19 protein-coding genes are annotated in these 20339 nt (G+C 62.9%); 14 read left to right on the forward strand and 5 right to left on the reverse strand.

Going from position 1 to position 20339, the window contains the following annotated elements; translation table 11 throughout:
• A partial coding sequence (locus J4E53_RS20315; protein ID WP_207268177.1) for an AMP-binding protein occupies nucleotides 1-1685 on the reverse strand: 1685 nt, incomplete at its 3' end.
• 196 nt (nucleotides 1686-1881) lie between these two features.
• On the opposite strand from J4E53_RS20315, the gene J4E53_RS20320 reads away from it, so the two are divergent.
• From J4E53_RS20320 to J4E53_RS20335, 4 genes are read left to right on the forward strand one after another with little or no spacing between them, the layout of a single operon-like run.
• Nucleotides 1882-3045: an isovaleryl-CoA dehydrogenase gene (locus J4E53_RS20320; RefSeq protein ID WP_060738296.1), complete on the forward strand. Its 1164-nt coding sequence runs from the start codon at nucleotides 1882-1884 to the stop codon at nucleotides 3043-3045.
• 11 nt (nucleotides 3046-3056) lie between these two features.
• Nucleotides 3057-4664 carry a carboxyl transferase domain-containing protein gene (locus tag J4E53_RS20325; RefSeq protein WP_103309891.1) on the forward strand — a complete coding sequence of 536 codons (1608 nt, stop codon included), beginning with the start codon at nucleotides 3057-3059 and terminating at the stop codon, nucleotides 4662-4664.
• A gap of 13 nt (nucleotides 4665-4677) precedes the next feature.
• Nucleotides 4678-5499 (forward strand): gamma-carboxygeranoyl-CoA hydratase, encoded by an 822-nt coding sequence (locus J4E53_RS20330; RefSeq protein WP_060738298.1) that lies wholly within the window; start codon nucleotides 4678-4680, stop codon nucleotides 5497-5499.
• The gene (locus J4E53_RS20335; protein ID WP_103309889.1) at nucleotides 5496-7445 is read left to right on the forward strand and encodes an acetyl/propionyl/methylcrotonyl-CoA carboxylase subunit alpha; all 1950 of its coding nucleotides are present in this window, start codon (nucleotides 5496-5498) and stop codon (nucleotides 7443-7445) included. The genes J4E53_RS20330 and J4E53_RS20335 overlap by 4 nt, the downstream gene beginning before the upstream one ends.
• A gap of 29 nt (nucleotides 7446-7474) precedes the next feature.
• Here J4E53_RS20335 and J4E53_RS20340 read toward each other — a convergent pair whose 3' ends face one another.
• Nucleotides 7475-8122 (reverse strand): LexA family transcriptional regulator, encoded by a 648-nt coding sequence (locus J4E53_RS20340; RefSeq protein WP_103309888.1) that lies wholly within the window; start codon nucleotides 8120-8122, stop codon nucleotides 7475-7477.
• A 130-nt stretch (nucleotides 8123-8252) separates the two neighbouring features.
• On the opposite strand from J4E53_RS20340, the gene J4E53_RS20345 reads away from it, so the two are divergent.
• Both J4E53_RS20345 and J4E53_RS20350 read left to right on the forward strand, forming a co-directional pair.
• The gene (locus J4E53_RS20345; protein WP_060738301.1) at nucleotides 8253-8594 is read left to right on the forward strand and encodes a DUF6124 family protein; all 342 of its coding nucleotides are present in this window, start codon (nucleotides 8253-8255) and stop codon (nucleotides 8592-8594) included.
• 495 nt (nucleotides 8595-9089) lie between these two features.
• Entirely contained in the window at nucleotides 9090-10241 is a 1152-nt protein-coding gene (locus J4E53_RS20350; protein WP_103309886.1) for a M14-type cytosolic carboxypeptidase, read from the forward strand.
• Between the two features lie 206 nt (nucleotides 10242-10447).
• On the opposite strand, the gene J4E53_RS20355 is transcribed toward J4E53_RS20350, so the two are convergent.
• Both J4E53_RS20355 and J4E53_RS20360 read right to left on the reverse strand, forming a co-directional pair.
• Nucleotides 10448-10984, reverse strand: a complete 537-nt coding sequence (locus tag J4E53_RS20355; RefSeq protein ID WP_060738303.1) for a cytochrome b — start codon at nucleotides 10982-10984, stop codon at nucleotides 10448-10450.
• On the reverse strand, nucleotides 10981-12063 hold the full coding sequence (locus J4E53_RS20360; protein ID WP_103309885.1) for a catalase family peroxidase: 1083 nt from the start codon (nucleotides 12061-12063) through the stop codon (nucleotides 10981-10983). Before J4E53_RS20360 ends, J4E53_RS20355 begins: the two co-directional genes overlap by 4 nt.
• Before the next feature lie 167 nt (nucleotides 12064-12230).
• Here J4E53_RS20360 and J4E53_RS20365 point away from each other — a divergent pair, with 167 nt between their 5' ends.
• Together J4E53_RS20365 and J4E53_RS20370 are read left to right on the forward strand one after the other, a co-directional pair.
• Entirely contained in the window at nucleotides 12231-12737 is a 507-nt protein-coding gene (locus tag J4E53_RS20365; RefSeq protein WP_092175321.1) for a sigma-70 family RNA polymerase sigma factor, read from the forward strand.
• Complete coding sequence (locus J4E53_RS20370; protein ID WP_060738306.1) at nucleotides 12734-13486, forward strand: anti-sigma factor; 753 nt, start codon at nucleotides 12734-12736, stop codon at nucleotides 13484-13486. The genes J4E53_RS20365 and J4E53_RS20370 overlap by 4 nt, the downstream gene beginning before the upstream one ends.
• A gap of 134 nt (nucleotides 13487-13620) precedes the next feature.
• On the opposite strand, the gene J4E53_RS20375 is transcribed toward J4E53_RS20370, so the two are convergent.
• Nucleotides 13621-14457: an IclR family transcriptional regulator gene (locus tag J4E53_RS20375; protein WP_103309883.1), complete on the reverse strand. Its 837-nt coding sequence runs from the start codon at nucleotides 14455-14457 to the stop codon at nucleotides 13621-13623.
• Between the two features lie 247 nt (nucleotides 14458-14704).
• Between J4E53_RS20375 and J4E53_RS20380 the strand changes: the two genes are divergently transcribed.
• The 6 genes from J4E53_RS20380 to J4E53_RS20405 all read left to right on the forward strand — a co-directional run bounded on the left by J4E53_RS20380 (nucleotide 14705) and on the right by J4E53_RS20405 (nucleotide 20329).
• Nucleotides 14705-15730, forward strand: a complete 1026-nt coding sequence (locus J4E53_RS20380; RefSeq protein WP_060738308.1) for an ABC transporter ATP-binding protein — start codon at nucleotides 14705-14707, stop codon at nucleotides 15728-15730.
• Nucleotides 15727-16596 (forward strand): ABC transporter permease, encoded by an 870-nt coding sequence (locus J4E53_RS20385; RefSeq protein WP_060738309.1) that lies wholly within the window; start codon nucleotides 15727-15729, stop codon nucleotides 16594-16596. The genes J4E53_RS20380 and J4E53_RS20385 overlap by 4 nt, the downstream gene beginning before the upstream one ends.
• Before the next feature lie 6 nt (nucleotides 16597-16602).
• Entirely contained in the window at nucleotides 16603-17397 is a 795-nt protein-coding gene (locus J4E53_RS20390; protein ID WP_060738310.1) for an ABC transporter permease, read from the forward strand.
• A gap of 7 nt (nucleotides 17398-17404) precedes the next feature.
• Nucleotides 17405-17695: a (2Fe-2S)-binding protein gene (locus J4E53_RS20395; protein WP_003199964.1), complete on the forward strand. Its 291-nt coding sequence runs from the start codon at nucleotides 17405-17407 to the stop codon at nucleotides 17693-17695.
• A 166-nt stretch (nucleotides 17696-17861) separates the two neighbouring features.
• A complete protein-coding gene (locus J4E53_RS20400) occupies nucleotides 17862-19217 on the forward strand; it encodes an NAD(P)/FAD-dependent oxidoreductase (RefSeq protein ID WP_103309882.1) in 1356 nt (451 codons plus the stop codon).
• Nucleotides 19214-20329, forward strand: coding sequence for an FAD-binding oxidoreductase (locus J4E53_RS20405; RefSeq protein WP_103309879.1), 1116 nt, complete (start codon nucleotides 19214-19216; stop codon nucleotides 20327-20329). Before J4E53_RS20400 ends, J4E53_RS20405 begins: the two co-directional genes overlap by 4 nt.
• Nucleotides 20330-20339: the final 10 nt, after the last annotated feature.

Raw genomic sequence — 20339 nt, forward strand, 5'->3', positions numbered from 1 at the left:
TCGCGCAGCTCTTCGATGCTGATCTCGCGCATGCGGAATTTCTGGATCTTGCCGGTGACGGTCATGGGGAATTCTTCGACGAATTTGAAATGACGCGGCGTCTTGAAGTGGGCGATGCGCTCCTTGCACCAGGCTTGCAGCTCTTGCTCGCTGGCGCTGTGGCCAGGATGGAACTTGATCCACGCCACGATTTCTTCGCCATAGCGTGAACACGGGATGCCGATCACTTGCACGTCCGCCACCGCCGGGTGGGTGAAGAAGAACTCCTCCAGCTCACGGGGGTAAATGTTCTCCCCTCCACGGATGATCATGTCCTTGTTACGCCCGACGATGCAGACGTAGCCCTGCTCATCCATAGTCGCCAAGTCGCCGGTGTGCATCCAGCCCTCCGGGTCGATGGCATCGGATGTGCCCTTGGGGTTGTTCCAGTAGCCGAGCATCACGCTGTAGCCGCGGGTACACAATTCGCCGACAGCGCCACGCGGGACGAGATTGCCCGCCTCATCGATAATCTTGCTTTCCAGTTGCGGCTGGGTGCGGCCGACGGTGGTTACACGCAGTTCCAGTTCGTCTGAAGGACCGGTCTGCAACGACACCGGGCTGGTTTCCGTCATGCCGTAGGCAATCTGCACTTCGGCCATGTGCATTTCGTTGATGACCCGTCGCATCACTTCGATGGGGCATGTGGCCCCGGCCATGATGCCCGTGCGCAGGCTGGACAGGTCGTAGTCGCCTCGCTGCGGCTGGTCCAGCAGGGCGATGAACATTGTGGGCACGCCATACAACGCAGTGGCTTTTTCTTCGGCCACGGCCTTGAGCGTCAGCAGCGGGTCGAAGGCATCGTTGGGGTAGATCATGGTGCTGCCATGGGTCATGCAGCCCAGGTTACCCATGACCATGCCGAAGCAATGGTAGAGCGGCACCGGGATCACCAGCCGATCGCCGGCCGTCAGGCCCAGGCTTTCACCAACCATGTACCCATTGTTGAGAATGTTGTGATGGCTGAGGGTTGCGCCTTTGGGAAAGCCCGTGGTGCCGGAGGTGTACTGGATATTCACCGGCTGATCGAACCGCAGGCTGGATTGACGCTCGGCCAGTTGTCCAGGCGTCACCGCCGCGCCCAGGGCGGCCAGTTGCGACCAGGGCAGGAAGCCTGCCGGTGGTTGGGAATCGAGGCTGATCACACCGCGCAACTCCGGCAGGCGCTCACTCTGCATCTGGCCGATCGGTTGCTCTGCCAGCTCTGGCGCCAGCGTTTGCAGCATGGCGTGATAATCCGAGGTCTTGAACGCACCGGCGCACACCAGCCATTGGCATCCGGATTGTTTGAGCACGTATTCGAGTTCGGAAACGCGATAGGCCGGATTGATGTTGACCAGAATCACACCGAGCTTCGCACTGGCGAACTGGCTGATACACCACTGGGCGCAATTGGGCGCCCACACGCCGAGGCGATCGCCGGTTTTCAAGCCTAGCGCCAACAACGCTCGGGCGTGCAGATCGACGGCCTCGGCCAGTTGTTGCCAGGTGTAGCGCAGCGATTGATGGCGAACCACCAACGCCTCGCCCTCCGGATAACGGGCCACCGTCTGGTCGAAAACCTCGCCGATGGTTTGGGCCAGCAAGGCCTTGGCCGCAGAACCACGGGTGTAGCTGAGCTGCGAATGCGAACCGGGTTGATCCATGACGCCCCCTCTTGTCTTTATTAGTGGGTGTAGCGGTAACCTGATGCAACAACATGCCTTGGTGGACACTTACTCTGGCCCAAGTTGACGTTAACGTAAAGGGCGATTGACAGCTTCTCACCGCAGGCTTACGTTAACGTAAAGGTGAGAGCCACTCCCCGCTCTCCGCACCCGATAAAAAAGCCAAAGGTGTCCCATGAGCTACCCATCCCTGAACTTTGCCCTCGGCGAAACCATCGACATGTTGCGCGACCAGGTGCAGGCCTTCGTCAAGGCCGAGCTGGCCCCCCGGGCAGCGCAGATCGATATCGACAACCTGTTTCCCGCCGACATGTGGCGCAAGTTCGGTGACATGGGCCTGCTGGGCATCACCGTACCGGAAGAATACGGCGGCGCTGGCCTGGGCTACCTGGCCCACGTGGTGGCGATGGAAGAAATCAGCCGCGGCTCGGCCTCGGTCGCCCTCTCCTACGGTGCCCACTCCAACCTCTGCGTGAACCAGATCAACCGCAACGGCAATCACGAACAGAAAACCAAGTACTTGCCCAAGCTGATCAGCGGCGAACACATCGGCGCCCTGGCGATGAGCGAACCGAACGCCGGCTCCGACGTGGTTTCGATGAAACTGCGAGCCGACAAGCGTGGCGACCATTACGTGCTCAACGGCAGCAAGACCTGGATCACCAACGGCCCCGATGCCAACACCTACGTGATCTATGCCAAGACCGACCTGGAAAAGGGTCCTCACGGCATCACCGCCTTCATCGTCGAGCGCGACTGGAAAGGCTTCAGCCGCAGCAACAAATTCGACAAGCTCGGCATGCGTGGCTCCAACACATGCGAGCTGTTTTTCGATGACGTCGAGGTGCCGGAAGAAAACATCCTCGGCGCGCTCAACGGTGGCGTAAAAGTCCTGATGAGCGGCCTCGACTACGAACGCGTGGTGCTGTCCGGCGGCCCGACCGGGATCATGCAGGCCTGCATGGACCTGATCGTGCCCTACATCCACGACCGCAAACAGTTCGGCCAGAGCATCGGCGAATTCCAGCTGATCCAGGGCAAGGTCGCGGACATGTACACCCAACTCAACGCTAGCCGCGCCTACCTGTATGCGGTGGCCCAGGCTTGCGAGCGCGGTGAAACCACCCGCAAGGACGCTGCCGGGGTGATCCTCTACAGCGCCGAACGCGCCACGCAAATGGCCCTCGACGCCATCCAGATCCTGGGGGGCAATGGCTACATCAATGAATTCCCCGCGGGTCGTCTGCTGCGTGACGCCAAGCTGTACGAAATCGGTGCCGGCACCAGTGAGATTCGTCGGATGTTGATCGGCCGCGAACTGTTCAACGAAACCCGCTAACGGAGCTGACCATGGCCACGCTGCACACTCAGCTCAACCCGCGTTCGCCGGAGTTCATCGCCAACCGCGAGGCGATGCTCGGACACGTCGAGGCCCTGCGCACCCTGCTCGCGCAAATCCGCCAGGGCGGCGGCCTCAAGGCCCAGGAGCGGCACACCTCGCGGGGCAAGTTGCTACCCCGTGAACGCATCAACCGGCTGCTGGATCCGGGCTCGCCGTTTTTGGAAATCAGCCCATTGGCGGCCCACGAAGTCTATGGCGAAGACGTGCCGGCGGCCGGCGTGATTGCCGGCATCGGCCGCGTGGAAGGCGTCGAATGCATGATTGTCGCCAACGACGCGACAGTCAAAGGTGGCTCCTACTACCCATTGACGGTGAAAAAACACCTGCGCGCCCAGACCATTGCCCAGCAGAATCGCCTGCCGTGCATTTACCTGGTGGATTCCGGCGGCGCCAACCTGCCGCGCCAGGATGAAGTGTTCCCGGACCGCGAGCACTTCGGCCGGATATTCTTCAACCAGGCCAACATGAGTGCCCAGGGCATTCCGCAGATCGCCGTGGTCATGGGTTCCTGCACCGCCGGCGGTGCCTATGTGCCGGCCATGGCGGACGAGGCGATCATGGTCCGCCAGCAGGCGACGATTTTCCTCGCCGGCCCACCGCTGGTGAAAGCCGCTACCGGTGAGGTGGTCAGTGCCGAAGACCTGGGCGGTGCCGATGTGCACTGCAAGATCTCCGGCGTGGCGGATCACTATGCCGACAGCGACGAACATGCCCTGGCCCTGGCCCGACGCAGCGTGGCCAACCTCAACTGGCGCAAACTCGGTGAGCTGCAGCAACGCCAGCCCATCGCCCCACTGTATTCGAGTGACGAGCTGTACGGTGTGGTGTCGGCCGATGCCAAGCAGCCGTTCGATGTGCGGGAGGTGATCGCGCGCCTGGTGGACGGTTCGGTGTTCGATGAGTTCAAGGCGCTGTTCGGCACGACCCTGGTGTGTGGTTTCGCTCATTTGCATGGCTACCCGGTCGCGATCCTGGCCAACAATGGCATCCTCTTCGCCGAGGCCGCGCAGAAGGGCGCGCACTTCATCGAACTGGCGTGTCAGCGCGGGATCCCGCTGCTGTTCCTGCAGAACATCACCGGTTTCATGGTCGGGCAGAAATACGAAGCCGGCGGCATCGCCAAACATGGCGCAAAACTGGTGACCGCGGTGGCCTGCGCCAAGGTGCCGAAATTCACCGTGATCATCGGCGGCAGTTTCGGCGCGGGGAACTACGGCATGTGCGGCCGCGCCTATGACCCGCGATTCCTGTGGATGTGGCCAAACGCGCGGATTGGCGTGATGGGTGCCGAGCAGGCGGCCGGCGTGCTGGTGCAGGTCAAGCGTGAACAGGCCGAACGCAGTGGCCACCCCTTCAGCGCCGAGCAGGAAGCCGAGATCAAGCAACCGATCCTCGATCAGTACGAAGAACAGGGTCACCCCTATTATTCCAGCGCACGGCTGTGGGACGACGGCGTCATCGACCCGGCCCAGACCCGCGATGTACTGGGCCTGGCCTTGTCCGCGTCGCTGAACGCCCCCATCGAACCGAGCCGCTTCGGCGTGTTCCGGATGTAAACGAGGAATGCCCATGGATAATTTCAACACCCTCGAACTGCACAGCGACCCACGGGGCGTTGCCACCCTGTGGCTCAGCCGCGAGTCGAAAAACAACGCGTTCAACGCCGAAATGATCCGCGAACTGATCCTCGCCCTGGACCACGTGAGCAGCGATCCTAACCTGCGCTTCCTGCTGATCCGCGGTCGTGGCAAGCATTTCAGCGCTGGTGCCGACCTGGCCTGGATGCAGCAATCGGCCGAGCTCGACTACCACACCAACCTCGATGACGCCCGGGAACTGGCAGAGCTGATGTACAACCTCGCCAAACTGAAAATTCCTACGCTGGCCGTCGTCCAGGGTGCGGCGTTTGGTGGCGCGCTGGGGCTTATCAGTGCTTGTGACATGGCCATTGGCGCCGATGAAGCACAGTTCTGCCTGTCGGAAGTGCGCATTGGCCTGGCGCCGGCGGTGATCAGCCCGTTCGTGGTGCAAGCCATCGGGGAGCGGGCGGCGCGTCGTTATGCCCTGACGGCTGAACGCTTCGACGGCCAACGTGCGAAAGAGATCGGTTTACTGTCGGAAAGTTACCCAGTCGAGACCCTGGACCAGCAGGTCGAACAGTGGATCGACAACCTGTTGCTCAACAGTCCGGCCGCCATGCGCGCCAGCAAGGAACTGCTGCGTGAAGTCGGCAACGGCGCCCTTACCCCGGCGCTGCGGCGCTACACCGAAAACGCCATCGCCCGCATCCGCGTCAGCCCGGAGGGCCAGGAAGGCCTGCGCGCCTTCCTGCAAAAACGTGCGCCGAACTGGCAAGCCGAGTCGAATAACAACAAGGAGCCGCGTCGATGAGCGCCCCTGCCCTCACCACGTTGCTGGTGGCCAACCGTGGCGAAATCGCCTGCCGCGTAATGCGCACCGCCAAGGCCATGGGCCTGACCACCGTTGCCGTACATAGCGCCACCGACCGTGATGCCCGCCACAGCCGTGAAGCCGACATTCGCGTCGACCTGGGCGGCAGCAAGGCGGCCGACAATTACCTGCAAATCGACAAACTGATCGCCGCAGCGAAAGCCAGCGGCGCCCAGGCCATCCACCCCGGTTATGGCTTTCTGTCCGAGAACGCCGGGTTCGCCCGGGCGATTGAAAATGCCGGGCTGATCTTCCTCGGCCCACCGGCTTCGGCCATCGACGCCATGGGCAGCAAATCGGCGGCCAAGACGCTGATGGAAACCGCCGGCGTGCCCCTGGTGCCCGGTTATCACGGCGAAGCCCAGGATCTGGAGACCTTTCGCGACGCCGCCGAGCGCATCGGCTACCCGGTATTGCTCAAGGCCAGTGCCGGCGGTGGCGGCAAAGGCATGAAAGTCGTCGAGGACGTCAGCCAACTGGCCGAAGCCCTGGCCTCGGCCCAGCGCGAAGCACAGTCCTCGTTCGGCGATTCACGGATGCTGGTGGAAAAATACCTGCTCAAGCCGCGCCATGTGGAGATCCAGGTCTTTGCCGATCAACACGGCAACTGCCTGTACCTCAACGAGCGCGATTGTTCGATCCAACGCCGCCACCAGAAAGTCGTGGAAGAAGCCCCCGCCCCCGGCCTGACCCCGCAACTGCGCCGGGCGATGGGGGAAGCCGCCGTGCGCGCGGCCCAGGCGATCGGTTATGTCGGGGCCGGTACGGTGGAGTTCCTGCTGGATGCCCGGGGCGAATTTTTCTTCATGGAAATGAACACTCGGTTGCAGGTCGAGCACCCGGTCACCGAGGCGATCACCGGGCTGGACCTGGTGGCCTGGCAGATCCGCGTCGCCCAAGGCGAGCCATTGCCCATCACTCAAGCGCAAGTGCCGCTGCTCGGTCACGCCATCGAAGTGCGGTTGTATGCCGAGGACCCGGGCAACGATTTCCTGCCGGCCACCGGGCGCCTGGCGTTGTATCGCGAGTCGGCCGAGGGGCCGGGTCGGCGGGTCGACAGCGGGGTTGAAGAAGGCGATGAAATCTCGCCGTTCTACGACCCGATGCTCGGCAAGCTGATTGCCTGGGGTGAAGACCGTGAGCAGGCGCGCTTGCGGCTGTTGAGCATGCTCGATGAGTTTGTCATTGGCGGGCTGAAAACCAATATCGGGTTTCTGCGCCGAATCGTCGCCCATCCCGCCTTCGCGGCGGCAGAGCTGGACACCGGATTTATCCCACGTTACCAGGCGCAATTACTGCCAGTGCCCGGCGAATTGGATGACGCGTTCTGGTTCGCCGCCGCCCAGGGAGTCGCCTTGAGCCTGGCACCGCACGTACGTGGCGATGACGCCGGTTCACCGTGGGCCAGCACCACCGGGATGCGCCTGGGGTTGCCGAGGGAAACCACCCTGCACCTGAGCTGTGAAGGCCAGGATCGTGCGCTGACGCTGGACGTCACAGCCCATTGCGCGGAACTCGAGGGTGAGCGACTGACGATCGAGCACCACGGTGTGCGCCGCAGCCATCGGGCCATTCGCCAGGTCGACAGCCTGTATCTGCAGTGGGAAGGTGACTTGCATCGGATCGACCTGTACGACCCGCTGGCCGCCGCCGAAGCCAGCCACAGCCATCAAGGCGGCCTGGTCGCGCCCATGAACGGCAGCATCGTGCGGGTCTTGGTGGGTGTCGGCCAGACGGTGGAAGCCGGGGCTCAACTGGTGGTACTGGAGGCCATGAAAATGGAGCACAGCATTCGTGCGTCCAAGGCCGGTGTGATCAAGGCACTGTATTGCCAGGAGGGCGAAATGGTCAGCGAGGGCAGTGCCCTGGTGGCGTTCGAAGAATAGGCATCGGCCCGCTCCCAGGGCCGATCCAGTCAGAACCTGATGGTGGCCTGCACCACCACACCGATGATGCGGCATTGCTCGGTGTACAGGTTTTTCGGGTAAGTCGGATTGAGCGGAACCAGGTAACGCTGCCCGCTCTCTTCGATCAGTTTGCGAAAGGTCGCGTCACTGCTACCGGGCAGGCAGGCGACCACCAGTTTGCCGGGCACCGCCTCGATGGCCGGATCCACCAGGATCGACATGCCCTCGGGAATGCTCAACCCACTGGGTGCGGTCATCGCATCGCCCACCACCACCAGCCAGAATGCATCGCCCAGGGCGTGGTAGTCCGTCAGTTCGTAGCGCGCCTGGCTGTAGGTGCCGGGATCGCCTTCGCGAACCTCGCCAACCTCGTGCCACTCACTGACCGGGTAACGGAAGTACGGGTTGTACTTCTGCGCCAGGGCCATGCCTTCTTCGGTGGAGGTGTCCGGCTCGCGGATCACCATGGCCACTTCCAGAAACTCCAGCCCCAGCTCCCGCAGGACCCGGTTCATGTCGTCGACACTGGGCTGCCGGCGCTTGGTCAGCCAATGGCCGACGCCGCCCTGGGACATTCCCAACCGCTCTGCGAGCACCACTTGCGTGATGCGCAGCTCCTTCATCTTGGCCTTGACCAACTCTATCCATTTATCCATGTGCGGCACGATACGTGGGTGGCTCCGACCCGCAAAACACAAATTGTAGTATTTAAATTGTCGTCACAATTACGGTAAGTACTATTCTGGATTCAGGTCTTCAGCCCCTCACACGGAGATTTTCATCACCATGGACACACCCAATACAGACCAGCCCAGCAGCCCTTTCGACGGCACGTTCCCTTCACTGCAGGATTGCCCGGCAGCCAAACGCGCCCTCGATTACTACTTGAAACCAGGTGTTTCGCCAGCCCAGGCAGAACATCGTTTTTTCGAGGTCAGCCACAGCGTCAGCGCGGAGGAAGCCCTGGTCCATGCGTGCGACCTGCTGCGCTGTGCAGCGGCGACCGCCCATGAGTCAGCCAACCAGTTAGACGGTTCGAGCCGTGACCTGGCATTTTCGGTGGTGCACATGATCGATCTGGTCAAGGTGATGCTTGACCGATCCCTGGATGGCTACCCTACTCGCTAGCGGTAACCTTGGGAATGTCGTCGCGAACGCGGACGACGAGAAAAAATTTTCCAATCGATGCGATAAAACCATTTGACTTGCAAATGATAATGATTATTATTGCATCAGCTGGTCGCGAGATCAGTCGATAGACCAGAAGACCTTAGGTCGGACTTCTGGAATATCTCCTCATCAGGCTAATCACGGTTTTTGACCCGGCTTTTTGCCGGGTCTTTTTTTGCCGATTTTTCGGCTTATGTCTTCAGGCTAATGAAGTCTTTTTGGGGTGCTGCCAATTCGATGGCGGCGATGATAGCAAATGAATATCCGTTTACAAGCGTCCCCCCGCCACTCGGACGAAAACTATCGACATCCAGCACTTGAGAATCAATTGCAGACTCTCTAAGCTGGCTCGGCGTCCAGGGAGGACGCCCCCTCGTTTAGGTGACGTAAATCGTCCCGGTTTGCCCTTTCTTGCGTGTAAAGTAACGGCCATGAAAATCCTTTCCAGGAATCGTGACCGTGGCTAAATCTTCCTTTGATATCAGTGCCAATTTCGACAGCGGCAACATCGAAGTCGTCGACATCAGCAACCCGTTGCAGTCGTTGCTCAAGATCAGGCCCGACACCCGCAGCGCCCATTTCCAGTGGTTCCACTTCAAGGCCAGCGGCTTGCACGTCGGCCAGGAATATTCCTTCCGCCTGCTCAATGCCAGTCAATCGTCTTACAACAAGGCCTGGACGGGCTACCAGACCGTTGCCTCCTACGATCACGTCAATTGGTTCCGCATTCCGACCCAGTTTGAAGGCGACGCCCTGCGCTTTCATCTGGAAGCCGAACAACCCCATGCCTGGTTCGCCTACTTCGAACCCTACAGCCGTGGCCGTCATGACTGGCTGATCGAGCAAGCGCAACACAAGGCCGGCACCGAGCTATTGGCCGTTGGTAAAAGCGTGGAAGGCCGTGACATTCAATTGCTGCGCAAGGGCAACGGTGCCGAGGGCCGGCGCAAAATCTGGATCATCGCCCAGCAGCACCCCGGTGAGCACATGGCCGAGTGGTTCATGGAGGGCGTGATCGAACGCCTCCAGCAGCATGACGATGGGCAACTGAACCGGTTGCTCGCCAAGGCCGACCTGTACCTGGTGCCGAACATGAACCCGGACGGGGCGTTCCACGGTCATCTGCGGACCAACGCCATGGGCCAGGACCTCAACCGCGCCTGGCAGAACGCCAGTCCGGAAATCAGCCCCGAAGTCTTTTTCGTCCAGCAGCAAATGGAAAAGTACGGCGTCGATCTGTTCCTCGACGCTCACGGCGATGAGGAAATTCCCCATGTCTTCACCGCCGGTTGCGAAGGCAACCCGGGCTACACGCCGCGCATCGCCGAACTCGAAGAGCGCTTTCGCAGCCATCTCAAGCATCAGACCAAAGACTTCCAGACCGCTCACGGCTACACCCGCGACGAACCGGGCCAGGCCAACATGACTCTGGCCTGTAACGCGGTCGGACAGAAATATGACTGCCTGTCCCTGACCCTGGAAATGCCATTCAAGGACCATGACGATCACCCGAACCCGATCACCGGCTGGTCTGGCAAACGCTCGATGCAACTGGGCAAGGATGTGTTGAGCACCATTGAGGCCATGGTTGACGAATTGCGCTGATCCAACGACCTGATCAACCCTATTCTATCCAAAGTGGACACGCTGGGTGGGAGCGAGCTTTGCTCCCACCATCATCCAAGTCCCCTGAATCCCTGTGGGAGCGAGCTCGCTCGCGATAGCGGCGGGTCAGCTTGCAGAGATATTGGCTGTGCTGCCGTCATCGCGAGCAAGCTCGCTCCCACAGTATTTTGAGTCGTTCACCCACTTCAGCCCTTGCCGCGCAACATACTGTCCAGCACCTCATCCCGGCGCACCCACGCGTGAAACAGCGCCGCCGCCAGATGCACCAGCACGGTCAGGAACAACAAGTAAGCCAGGTACCCGTGGGCCTTGCGCAGCAGTGCGAACGTCTGGGCGTGGGCGGGCAGGATCGAGGGCAGTTGCAGCCAGTTGCCGAGCATCACCGGATCCCCCGCCGCCGAAATCATGCCCCAGCCCAACAGGGGCAGAACCAGCATCAAGGCGTACAACAACACGTGGGAGACGTTTGCCGCCAGCACTTGCCAGCCCGGCAGATCGGCTGGCAGCGGCGGCTGGCGGGTAGTGAAACGCACCACCAGGCGCACGATCACCAACAGCAAAATCGCGATGCCCAATGGTTTGTGCAACTGCAGCAGCCATTCATGGCGCGCGGACACCGAAGCGACCATGCCGGCGCCGATAAACAGCATGGCGATGATCATCAATGCCATCAGCCAGTGCAGCAGCCGAGCCAGCGGTGCGAAGTGACGAGGGGCGCTCATGGGCGGGACTCCTGGGTGGCGGGCAATTGGCTCACTTCACTGGTACGGCGTAGATAGGAACTGGCATAAGCAGCGGAACGCGCGACCAACAGCGGATCGTCAGACCCTTCGATCCCTTGGGGCAGGATCAGCGGGTCATAGTTGATGTCGCGGCATTCACCGTTGTCCTGCGCCTGGGTGCGCTCCAGCACCAGCGTGCCGGCGTTGAGCACCTTGCGGTCAGCGGGCCAGGCCTTGCTGGCGTCGTTCACCGGGTCCCCCGGGTTGGCCAAGGTGATGTTCAGTTGCCAGCGCAACGGCCCGGCGGCGAGACGCGTCGCCAAGTCGTGTTCAAGGAAGTCGGCACCTTGAGGTGGCGTCGCATCGGCAACGCCCTGGCTCAGTGGTACCACGCCCCAGCGCACGGCCTGGCGCTGCCCGGCGGGGTTGACCAGATAGAAGGCGTTGATGCCGTTGTAGGTTTCGGTGGCATAGCTGGCCGACGGCTTGGCGGTCTTGATCCATTGCAGGAACGGCACGGCTTCGGGATGGGCGGCAAAGAACGCCGGTACGGCCGCGGGATTCGGTTTCCCTGTGGCAGGGTCCGGCGACTGGGCTTGCTGGAGCTGGTAGAAGGCTTCGGGGGTGCCCACCGGAAACACGGGCATGCTGTTCATACCGGTGCGCCATTGCTGGCCGTTGGCCTGGGTAAAACGCAGCGCCAGGCTGCGAATCGGCACACTGCCGTCCGGTGCATAAGGGTTGCCGCTGGGCAAGGCGAAACGCCCAACCACGGGCGTTTGCGGCAGCGAGAACACCTGGGCGCTGGAATAGGCGCTGGCCTCGCCCGAGCTTTGGAAATAACCCGCGACGCAGACCCCTTTCGAGTGGTTGCGTCGAAAACCCGGGTGAACGCCGTTGTTTTTTTCCAAGACATTGACCAGCGCTTCCGGTGTCAGGCGCTGTGGGTCAAGGCTGCCATTGACGTAGGCAAACAGCCCGGCCAGCGCGGCGACAATCACGGCAATGCCGCTCAGGCGCAGTGTCAGGGCGACGGCACTCAAGGGCGGCCGGCTCGCCGAGGGAGAAGGATCAACCATGAGAAAGCTCCAGGGCACGAGGCCATTTGTTGGAAAGGATCCGTCAGACGAAGGCCTGGCAGGTTTATTCCCACGCCTCGTATTTATTTTTCCTGCACTGGAATAATCTCGTTCGCGGGTCGTCTTTCCAGTCCCGGCGCAGTGACTGCCTACAGAAACCACCTTCCATGAATGCACTCGACGAACAGTTGCGCGAACTCCTCCCCCGGCTACGGCGCTTTGCCGTGTCGCTGACGCGCAACCCGAGCAACGCCGACGACTTGGTGCAGATGTGCCTGGAACGGGCGTTGTCCAAATGGAACGACAAGCGCCCGGACGGCGATCTGCGAGCCTGGCTGTTTTCGATCCTGTATCGGCAGTTTCTCGACGGCCATCGCCGCTCCCGCCGGTACGCGCGCATGCTGGAGTTTTTCACCGGCCGCGACGATGCCCACCCTTCGGCCGAACGCAGCGTGATCGCACAGTCGTCCTTGCAGGCCTTCGATCAGCTCACGACGGAACAGCGTGCGCTGTTGTTATGGGTGTCGGTGGAAGGCTTGAGTTACCAGCAAGTCGCCGACATCCTCGGCGTACCGACCGGCACGGTGATGTCCCGCCTGTCCCGCGCCCGCCAGGCCCTGCGCCAACTCAGCGATGGCGAAATCACCCGCCCCACCCTGCGGATACTCAAATGATCAGCATGCCCCCCAGCGAAAGCGACCTGCACGCCTACGTCGATCGTCAACTGAGCGAGGCCGACCAGCGCCTGGTCGAGACCTACCTGGCCAACCAGCCCGAAGTCGCCGCCCGCGTCCGGGCCTGGCAACAGGACGCGCAGCACCTGCGCACGGCCCTGAGCGGAGCCTTGCAACAACCGTCCAACCCGGACCTCGACCCGGCCATGATTCGCCAGCGCCTGAAACATCGCTCCCATCGCCACCTGGCCAGCGCCGCGGTGTTGTTGCTGGCCGTCAGCGTGGGTGGCTTCGGTGGCTGGCAGGCGCGGCAAATGACCCTGCTCAGCGCCGTTGCGCCCATGGCCGATGCCCTCCAGGCGTACCGGTTGATTGCCCAGCAGGGCATCCTTCCAGCCGATTACCAGAGCGGCGACGAGCAGCACATGCAAGATTGGCTCGACCGCTACTTCACCCAGGCCGACCGACTGCCCGACCTGTCCGGCGCCGGCTTCAAACCGGTCAGCGGGCGCTTGCTCAGCACCGAGCAAGGCGCGGCGGCGATGGTGGTCTATCAGGACCCGAGCGGTCAGAAAATCAGCTTCTACGTGCGCCCACCCGGCCCGAAAAACTTCCTGCTGCCCCGGGGCAGTCGCCGCGATGGCGAGTTGCAAGCCGAGTACTGGTCCGGGCCGGGCTACAACTATGCGGTGGTCATACCGAGTGACACGCCGACGATGCAAAGACTTAAGCAGACATTGGACTTCTGATCCGCGCAGATCCCTGTAGGAGCGAGCTTGCTCGCGATAGCGGTGTGTCAGTCAACATCATTGCTAACTGAACGGCCGCCATCGCGAGCAAGCTCGCTCCCACAAAGGGATCCGCGGTGATCTTGAGGCAGTGTTCACCCCTGCCCAAACACCTGCGAAGGCCTGCGCAGCAGCGGGTCGAACGGGTTGATCCGCGGCCCGATCAGGGCCGCCTCGCGCTTGAGCATGTCCACCACCGTCGGCAGGCGATCGGGCCCCAACCGGTCGCTCACGGTTGCCACGCTCAAGGCGGCCACGGCCCGGCCATCACGGTCCAGGATCGGCACAGCCACCCCGGCCATGCCTTGCAATACGCCGGTGTTGCGCCCGGCGTAACCCAGCGCGCGCACGTTCTGCACTTCCGAACGCAGGAAGACTTCGTCGTACAGATGGAAATCCTTGAGCCGTGGCAGGTTGTATTGAATCACCGTATCGCGCTCCTCTTCCGGCAGGAACGCCAGGATCGCCAGGCTGCCCTGCCCCACGCCCAACGCCACGCGGCCACCAATGTCACCGGTGAACGTGCGGATCGGAAACGGCCCCTCGCTGCGGTCCAGGCAGATGGCATCGAAACCACTGCGGGCGAGCAGAAACAGCGAGTCCCCCAAGGACGCCGACAACCGCAGCATGGCCGGACGCACCAGGTCGCGCAGGTTACCAGTATTGCCGGCACGGGCCGCCAGGGCGAAGAACTCCAGGCTCAGGCGATAGCGTTTGCTGCGGGCATCCTGCTCGACCATGCCCTCGTCCATCAGGCTGCGCAGCAAGCGATGCGTGGTGGGCTGGGACAGGCCGATGCGCTGGGCCAATTGCGTCACTCGCTCGCCGCCTTCGACGGTGTCACCCAAGCTGCGCAGCACGGCAAACAGCCTGGAGACCGCTCCGACACCGACTTCGCCCTTGTCATTATTCCGTTCAGTGGAATCAATCATGTAATTTCTCATTATTAAATTTACTCACTGAATGAAACTGAAAATAGTCTTCATCTCAGTGAAATAGTCCATTGAGCCCATCCTATTCTTCGTCCTACTCTTCGTCCAGACAGGGGCGATTCGAACAACAGCGGCAGCCGACTCAAGGTCGAGCGCCAACGCACCCCAGCAGCACCCTTTCGTATCTGCCCATACAAAAAAGCGCGCCCTTGCGGCGACGCATAACAATCCCAGGTGGAGCGCAGCGATGGCTTTTGTGCAACTTGAAGGACTTGGCAAACGCTACGGCGACATCGACGCCGTGGTCGCCACCAACCTGTCGGTGGAAAAAGGCGAGTTTGTCTCGCTACTGGGGCCTTCCGGCTGCGGCAAGACCACAACCCTGCAAATGATTGCCGGCTTCGTCGAAGTCAGCAGCGGGCGCATCCTGCTGGACGGGCGCGACATTACCCACGCCAAGCCCGCCAGCCGTGGCCTGGGGGTGGTGTTCCAGAGCTACGCGCTGTTCCCCCACATGACCGTCAAGGACAACGTCGCCTTCGGCCTGCGCATGCGCAAAGTGGCCAACGCCGAACTGCAACAACGGGTGGACCGAGTGTTGAAACTGGTCCGCCTGGACCGCCACGCCGACCGCTACCCACGAGAACTCTCGGGCGGTCAGCGCCAACGCGTGGCACTGGCCCGGGCTTTGGTGATCGAACCGCCGGTGCTGTTGCTCGACGAGCCGCTGTCCAACCTCGACGCCAACTTGCGCGAAGAGATGCAATACGAGATTCGCCGCATCCAGCGCGAAGTCGGAATCACCACGCTGATGGTGACCCACGATCAGTCCGAAGCCCTGTCGATCAGTGACCGGGTCGTGGTGATGCAGGCCGGGCGCATCACCCAGATCGACGCGCCGTACACCCTTTACGAGCACCCACGCACCGAGTTCATTTCCAGCTTCGTCGGCAAAGCCAACCTGCTGCCCGGCGTGCGGGACAGTGCGGGCGTCGTTCAAGCCTGCAGCCAGGCCGATGGCGAGCTGACCCTGAGCCTGCGCCCGGAAAAAATCGACTTGTGCGAGGCTGGTTCGGGGCGACTGCAAGGCACCCTCGTCAGCCGTTTTTTCCTGGGCAGCCAATGGCTGTACGGCGTGTCCACCGGCCTGGGTGAGCTCTGCGTGGTGCGCCGCAACGACGGCTCGGCGCCCTTGGTCGAAGGCACGGCGGTGGGCCTGGACTGGGATCCGGCACTGCTGCGGGTGCTGAGCGTGGACGAGGTACCGGCATGAAGCTGATCGATGCGATGCGCCGCGGTCGGCAAGGCTACCTGATGTCCGCGCCGGCCCTGGCCTTGTACCTGGGCTTGCTGGTGATTCCCTTGGGCTTGACCTTGGTCCTGTCGTTCAATGTCTTCGACTACAGTTCGGGCATCGACGGCGACGCCTATACCTTCGAGCACTACACCAGCCTGCTGGGTGATCCGTACTTCTACGAGATCTTTTTGCGCACATTCTGGATCAGCGCCCTGACCACTGTTTTGTGCGTGCTGATCGGCGTGCCCGAGGCGTACATCCTCAGCCGCATGGGCGCGCCATGGCGCTCGATTTTCCTGATTCTGATTCTCACGCCGCTGCTGATTTCGGTGGTGGTGCGGGCCTTCGGCTGGAGCCTCTTGCTCGGTGCCGACGGCCTGATCAACCAGGCCCTGCAAGCCCTCGGCAGTGCGCCAATGAAGCTGCTCTATACACCGTTCGCCGTGGTCATCGCCCTGGTCCACGTGATGTTGCCGTTCATGATCATTCCAGTCTGGACCTCGTTGCAGAAACTCGACCCGGCCGCCGAACAGGCCGCGCTGTCCCTGGGGGCGAGCCAGTTCACGGTGATCCGCAAAATAGTGTTGCCGCAAATCATGCCCGGCGTGCTGTCCGGCACCCTCATTGTGTTCGGCCTCGCCGCCAGCTCCTTCGCGATTCCCGGCCTGCTCGGCGGACGGCGCTTGAAGATGGTCGCCACGTTGATCTACGACCAGTACCTGTCGGAGCTGAACTGGCCGATGGGCGCGGCCATCGCCGTCGCGCTGCTGCTGCTCAACCTGCTGATCATGCTGTCGTGGAACCGGATGATCGAAGGCCGCTACAAGAAGTCATTGGGATAATTCGTCATGTCCAGAAACGGTCCTTTCGCGCTGCTGTTCCACGCCTTGGTGGTGGTCTTCATGCTCGCGCCGCTGGTGGTGGTCTGCCTCGTCGCCTTCACCCCGGAAAACACCCTGAGCCTGCCGACCACCGAGTTTTCCCTGCGCTGGTTTCGTGCGGTGTTCGAACGCGCGGATTTTGTCGACGCGTTCTACAACAGCTTGGTCCTGGCGTTCTGCGCGGCCTCCCTGGCGACGCTGATTGCGGTGCCGGCGGCCCTGGCGATCACCCGGCTCGCGTTCCCGGGGCGGGATTTCTTCAACGGCCTGTTCCTGTCGCCGATCATCATTCCGCACCTGGTGCTGGGGGTCGCCTTGCTGCGCCTGTTCGCGCTGATGGGCGTGAACGGCAGCTTCGCCTGGTTGATCTTCGCCCATGTGCTGGTGATCACGCCGTATGTGCTGCGCCTGGTGCTGGCCTCGGCCATCGGCCTGGACCGCAGCGCCGAACAAGCCGCGCAATCGTTGGGGGCCGGGCGCTTCACGCTGTTCCGGCAAATCACCTTGCCAATGATCCTGCCAGGGGTGGCCGGGGGCTGGCTGCTGGCATTCATCAACAGTTTCGATGAAGTCACCCTGTCGATCTTCGTCACCTCGCCGGCCACGCAAACCTTGCCGGTGCGCATGTACGTGTACGCCACCGAATCCATCGACCCGATGATGGCGGCGGTGTCGGCGCTGGTCATCGGGCTCACCGCACTGACCATGATTCTGCTCGACCGGGTCTATGGCCTGGATCGGGTCCTGGTAGGCAAACAATGAGGGTGTCATGGCACTGCTGAAACGACTGGCCGAAGGCGACCGCCCGGCCCTGGACTTCACCCTCGACGGCCAGCCCGCCACCGGGCTGCTGGGGGACACGCTGCTGACCGCCGTGCTGACCTGCAGCGAACACCTGCGCGGCAGTGACTTCAGCGCCGAGCCCCGGGCCGGCTTCTGCCTGATGGGCGCCTGCCAGGACTGCTGGGTGCGCCTGGGCGACGGCCGCCGCGTACGCGCCTGCTCGACCCTGCTCGAAGCCGGGCAGCACATTAGCCGCGAACCGGGGCGCCAGGTATGAACATTGTCGACAGGCATGGCCTCATCGCGAGCAAGCTCGCTCCCACAGGGGATTTGCGGCGTGCACAAAACCAATATCCACAACAGATCCCATGTGGGAGCGAGCTTGCTCGCGATGACCGTTTCGACAACCCCACAAATCCCCCGGCCCTGCCCGTGAGGTGGCGATGAAACCGATAGCCATCATCGGCGCCGGCCCGGCCGGTATCCGCGCCGCGCAGACCCTGGTCGCCCACGGCCTGTACCCGGTCCTGCTGGACGAAGCCGCTCGCGGTGGCGGGCAGATCTATCGGCGCCAACCGGCCAATTTCAAGCGCTCGCCTAGCGAGCTCTATGGCTTCGAAGCGCACAAGGCCAACGCCGTCCACCAGACGCTTGACGCGTTGCGCAAACAGCTCGATTACCGTCCCGACACCCTGGTGTGGAACGCCGAGGCCGGCCTGCTCGATACCCTGCATGAAGGCCGCGCCGACCGCCTCGAGTACGCCAGCGTGATCGTCGCAACCGGCGCCACCGACCGGGTCCTGCCCGTGCCGGGATGGACCCTGCCCGGGGTATACAGCCTGGGCGCGGCGCAGATTGCCCTGAAGTTCCAGGGCTGCGCCATCGGCGAACGGGTCGTGTTCGCTGGCAGCGGTCCCTTGTTGTATCTGGTGGCCTATCAATACGCCCGGGCCGGCGCCAATGTGGTCGCCGTCCTCGACAGCTCGCCCTTTGGCGCCCAAGTCCGCGCCCTGCCCGGCCTGCTGGCCCAACCGGCCACCCTCGCCAAGGGCCTCTACTACCGCGCCTGGCTGGCCGCCCGCGGCATCGCCGTGCATCAAGGCGCGAGCCTGACACATCTGGATGGAGAACGTCGGGTGCAGTCGCTGCAATGGCGCAATGCAAGCGGTAAACACACCCTCGACTGTGACGCGGTGGCCTTCGCCCACGGCTTGCGCAGCGAAACCCAACTGGCCGACCTGCTGGGCTGTGCGTTTACCTGGAACGCCCTCAACCGCGCCTGGCTGCCTCAACGAGACCACGCCGGGCGCAGCAGCGTGCCGGGGATTTACCTGGCCGGTGACGGCGCCGGGATCATGGGCGCCGACGCGGCGCAATTGGCTGGTGAACGGGCGGCCCTGGCCTTGCTCGAAGACCTCGGCTACTCGACCGACCCGCAGCGTTGCACGCAACTGGAAGAAACCCTTGAGCGCATCGGCCGGTTCCGGGAAGGCCTGGAGCGCGCCTTTGCCTTTCCTGAACACTGGGCCGCCGACGCAGCCGATCACCTGATGATCTGCCGCTGCGAAGAAGTCAGCGCGGGCGATATCCGCCGGGTGGTGGGCGAAGGCCATTGGGAAATCAATCGGGTCAAGGCCCATTGCCGGGTCGGTATGGGCCGCTGCCAGGGGCGAATGTGCGGCGCCGCAGCCGCGGAAATCATTGCCTGCGAAAGTGGCCGCGCCGTCGCCAGCATCGGCCGCTTGCGGGCCCAGGCGCCGATCAAGCCCGTGCCGTTCGGCCTGGAGGTCGAGCCATGATCGAAGTGGATGCAGTGATCATTGGTGGCGGTATCGTCGGCGCCTCGGCCGCGTTGTTCCTGAGCCAGGCCGGACGCCGGGTGGCGTTGCTGGAGCGCGACTTCTGCGGCTCGCACTCCAGCGGCGTGAACTACGGCGGTGTGCGCCGCCAGGGCCGCCCCCTGTCGCAACTGCCCCTGTCGCAACGGGCCCATGAAATCTGGCGCCAGTTGCCCCAATTGATCGGCATCGACGGCGAGTACCATCGCAGCGGTCATCTGAAGCTGGCCCGCAGTGCTGAAGACCTGCAAGCGCTGCACGACTACGCCGTCGCCAGCCAAGGCTTCGGCCTGGAGTTGCAACTGCTCGATCGCACCACCCTGCGCCGGCGTTTTCCGTGGGTCGGCGCCGTCGCGGTCGGGGCGTCGCTGTGCCCGGATGACGGCCATGCCAATCCACGCCTGGTATCCCCAGCCTTTGCCCAGGCCGCTCGCCGGCAGGGGGCGCAAGTCCATGAACAATGCACCGTCAGCACCGTGCTGCACGACGGCCAACGCTTTGTCGTACACACCGCAGCGGGCCTGACGTTCCACGCGCCCTGGCTGCTGAACTGCGCCGGAGCCTGGGCCAGCCAGTTCGCCGCGCAATTCAGCGAAGCGGTACCGATGCACGCCGGGCACCCGGCGATGCTGGTCACCGAACCCTTGCCCCTGATCATGGACGCCAGCACCGGCGTCGAGGGTGGCGGTATCTACGCCCGCCAGGTCTCGCGCGGCAACTGCGTACTGGGAGGCGGCCAAGGCTTTGCCCTGGATGCCGCTCGCGCCCGGCCCGGCCAGAACGCCGTGCTGGAAATCCTGCGCCAGGCCGTCGAGCTCTACCCGTTTTTGGAAGGCGCCCAGGCGATTCGGACCTGGAGCGGCACCGAAGGTTACCTGCCCGATCGCCAACCGGTGATCGGCCACAGCAGCACCCAGCCCGGCCTATTGCACGCGTTCGGCTTTGCCGGCGCGGGCTTCCAGATCGGCCCGGCGGTGGGCCAGGCGCTCACCGAGATCATCTGCAGCGGGGCTTCGACCACGCCGCTGGATGCGTTTTCCATCACCCGGTTTCACTCCATCTCCGTTGCTTGATAGAGGAAGG

The organism is Pseudomonas sp. FW305-28, from assembly GCF_017351395.1.
Classification (GTDB): domain Bacteria; phylum Pseudomonadota; class Gammaproteobacteria; order Pseudomonadales; family Pseudomonadaceae; genus Aquipseudomonas; species Aquipseudomonas fluorescens_AA.

Bases quoted from the DNA above. Each gene is read 5' to 3' on its own strand.
- J4E53_RS20370 (WP_060738306.1), top strand. From the start codon at position 12,734: ATGATCAGCATGCCCCCCAGCGAAAGCGACCTGCACGCCTACGTCGAT.
- J4E53_RS20380 (WP_060738308.1), top strand. From the start codon at position 14,705: ATGGCTTTTGTGCAACTTGAAGGACTTGGCAAACGCTACGGCGACATC.
- J4E53_RS20405 (WP_103309879.1), top strand. From the start codon at position 19,214: ATGATCGAAGTGGATGCAGTGATCATTGGTGGCGGTATCGTCGGCGCC.
- J4E53_RS20395 (WP_003199964.1), top strand. From the start codon at position 17,405: ATGGCACTGCTGAAACGACTGGCCGAAGGCGACCGCCCGGCCCTGGAC.
- J4E53_RS20365 (WP_092175321.1), top strand. From the start codon at position 12,231: ATGAATGCACTCGACGAACAGTTGCGCGAACTCCTCCCCCGGCTACGG.
- J4E53_RS20325 (WP_103309891.1), top strand. From the start codon at position 3,057: ATGGCCACGCTGCACACTCAGCTCAACCCGCGTTCGCCGGAGTTCATC.
- J4E53_RS20390 (WP_060738310.1), top strand. From the start codon at position 16,603: ATGTCCAGAAACGGTCCTTTCGCGCTGCTGTTCCACGCCTTGGTGGTG.
- J4E53_RS20345 (WP_060738301.1), top strand. From the start codon at position 8,253: ATGGACACACCCAATACAGACCAGCCCAGCAGCCCTTTCGACGGCACG.
- J4E53_RS20340 (WP_103309888.1), bottom strand. From the start codon at position 8,122: ATGGATAAATGGATAGAGTTGGTCAAGGCCAAGATGAAGGAGCTGCGC.
- J4E53_RS20330 (WP_060738298.1), top strand. From the start codon at position 4,678: ATGGATAATTTCAACACCCTCGAACTGCACAGCGACCCACGGGGCGTT.
- J4E53_RS20375 (WP_103309883.1), bottom strand. From the start codon at position 14,457: ATGATTGATTCCACTGAACGGAATAATGACAAGGGCGAAGTCGGTGTC.
- J4E53_RS20400 (WP_103309882.1), top strand. From the start codon at position 17,862: ATGAAACCGATAGCCATCATCGGCGCCGGCCCGGCCGGTATCCGCGCC.
- J4E53_RS20385 (WP_060738309.1), top strand. From the start codon at position 15,727: ATGAAGCTGATCGATGCGATGCGCCGCGGTCGGCAAGGCTACCTGATG.
- J4E53_RS20335 (WP_103309889.1), top strand. From the start codon at position 5,496: ATGAGCGCCCCTGCCCTCACCACGTTGCTGGTGGCCAACCGTGGCGAA.
- J4E53_RS20355 (WP_060738303.1), bottom strand. From the start codon at position 10,984: ATGAGCGCCCCTCGTCACTTCGCACCGCTGGCTCGGCTGCTGCACTGG.
- J4E53_RS20360 (WP_103309885.1), bottom strand. From the start codon at position 12,063: ATGGTTGATCCTTCTCCCTCGGCGAGCCGGCCGCCCTTGAGTGCCGTC.
- J4E53_RS20320 (WP_060738296.1), top strand. From the start codon at position 1,882: ATGAGCTACCCATCCCTGAACTTTGCCCTCGGCGAAACCATCGACATG.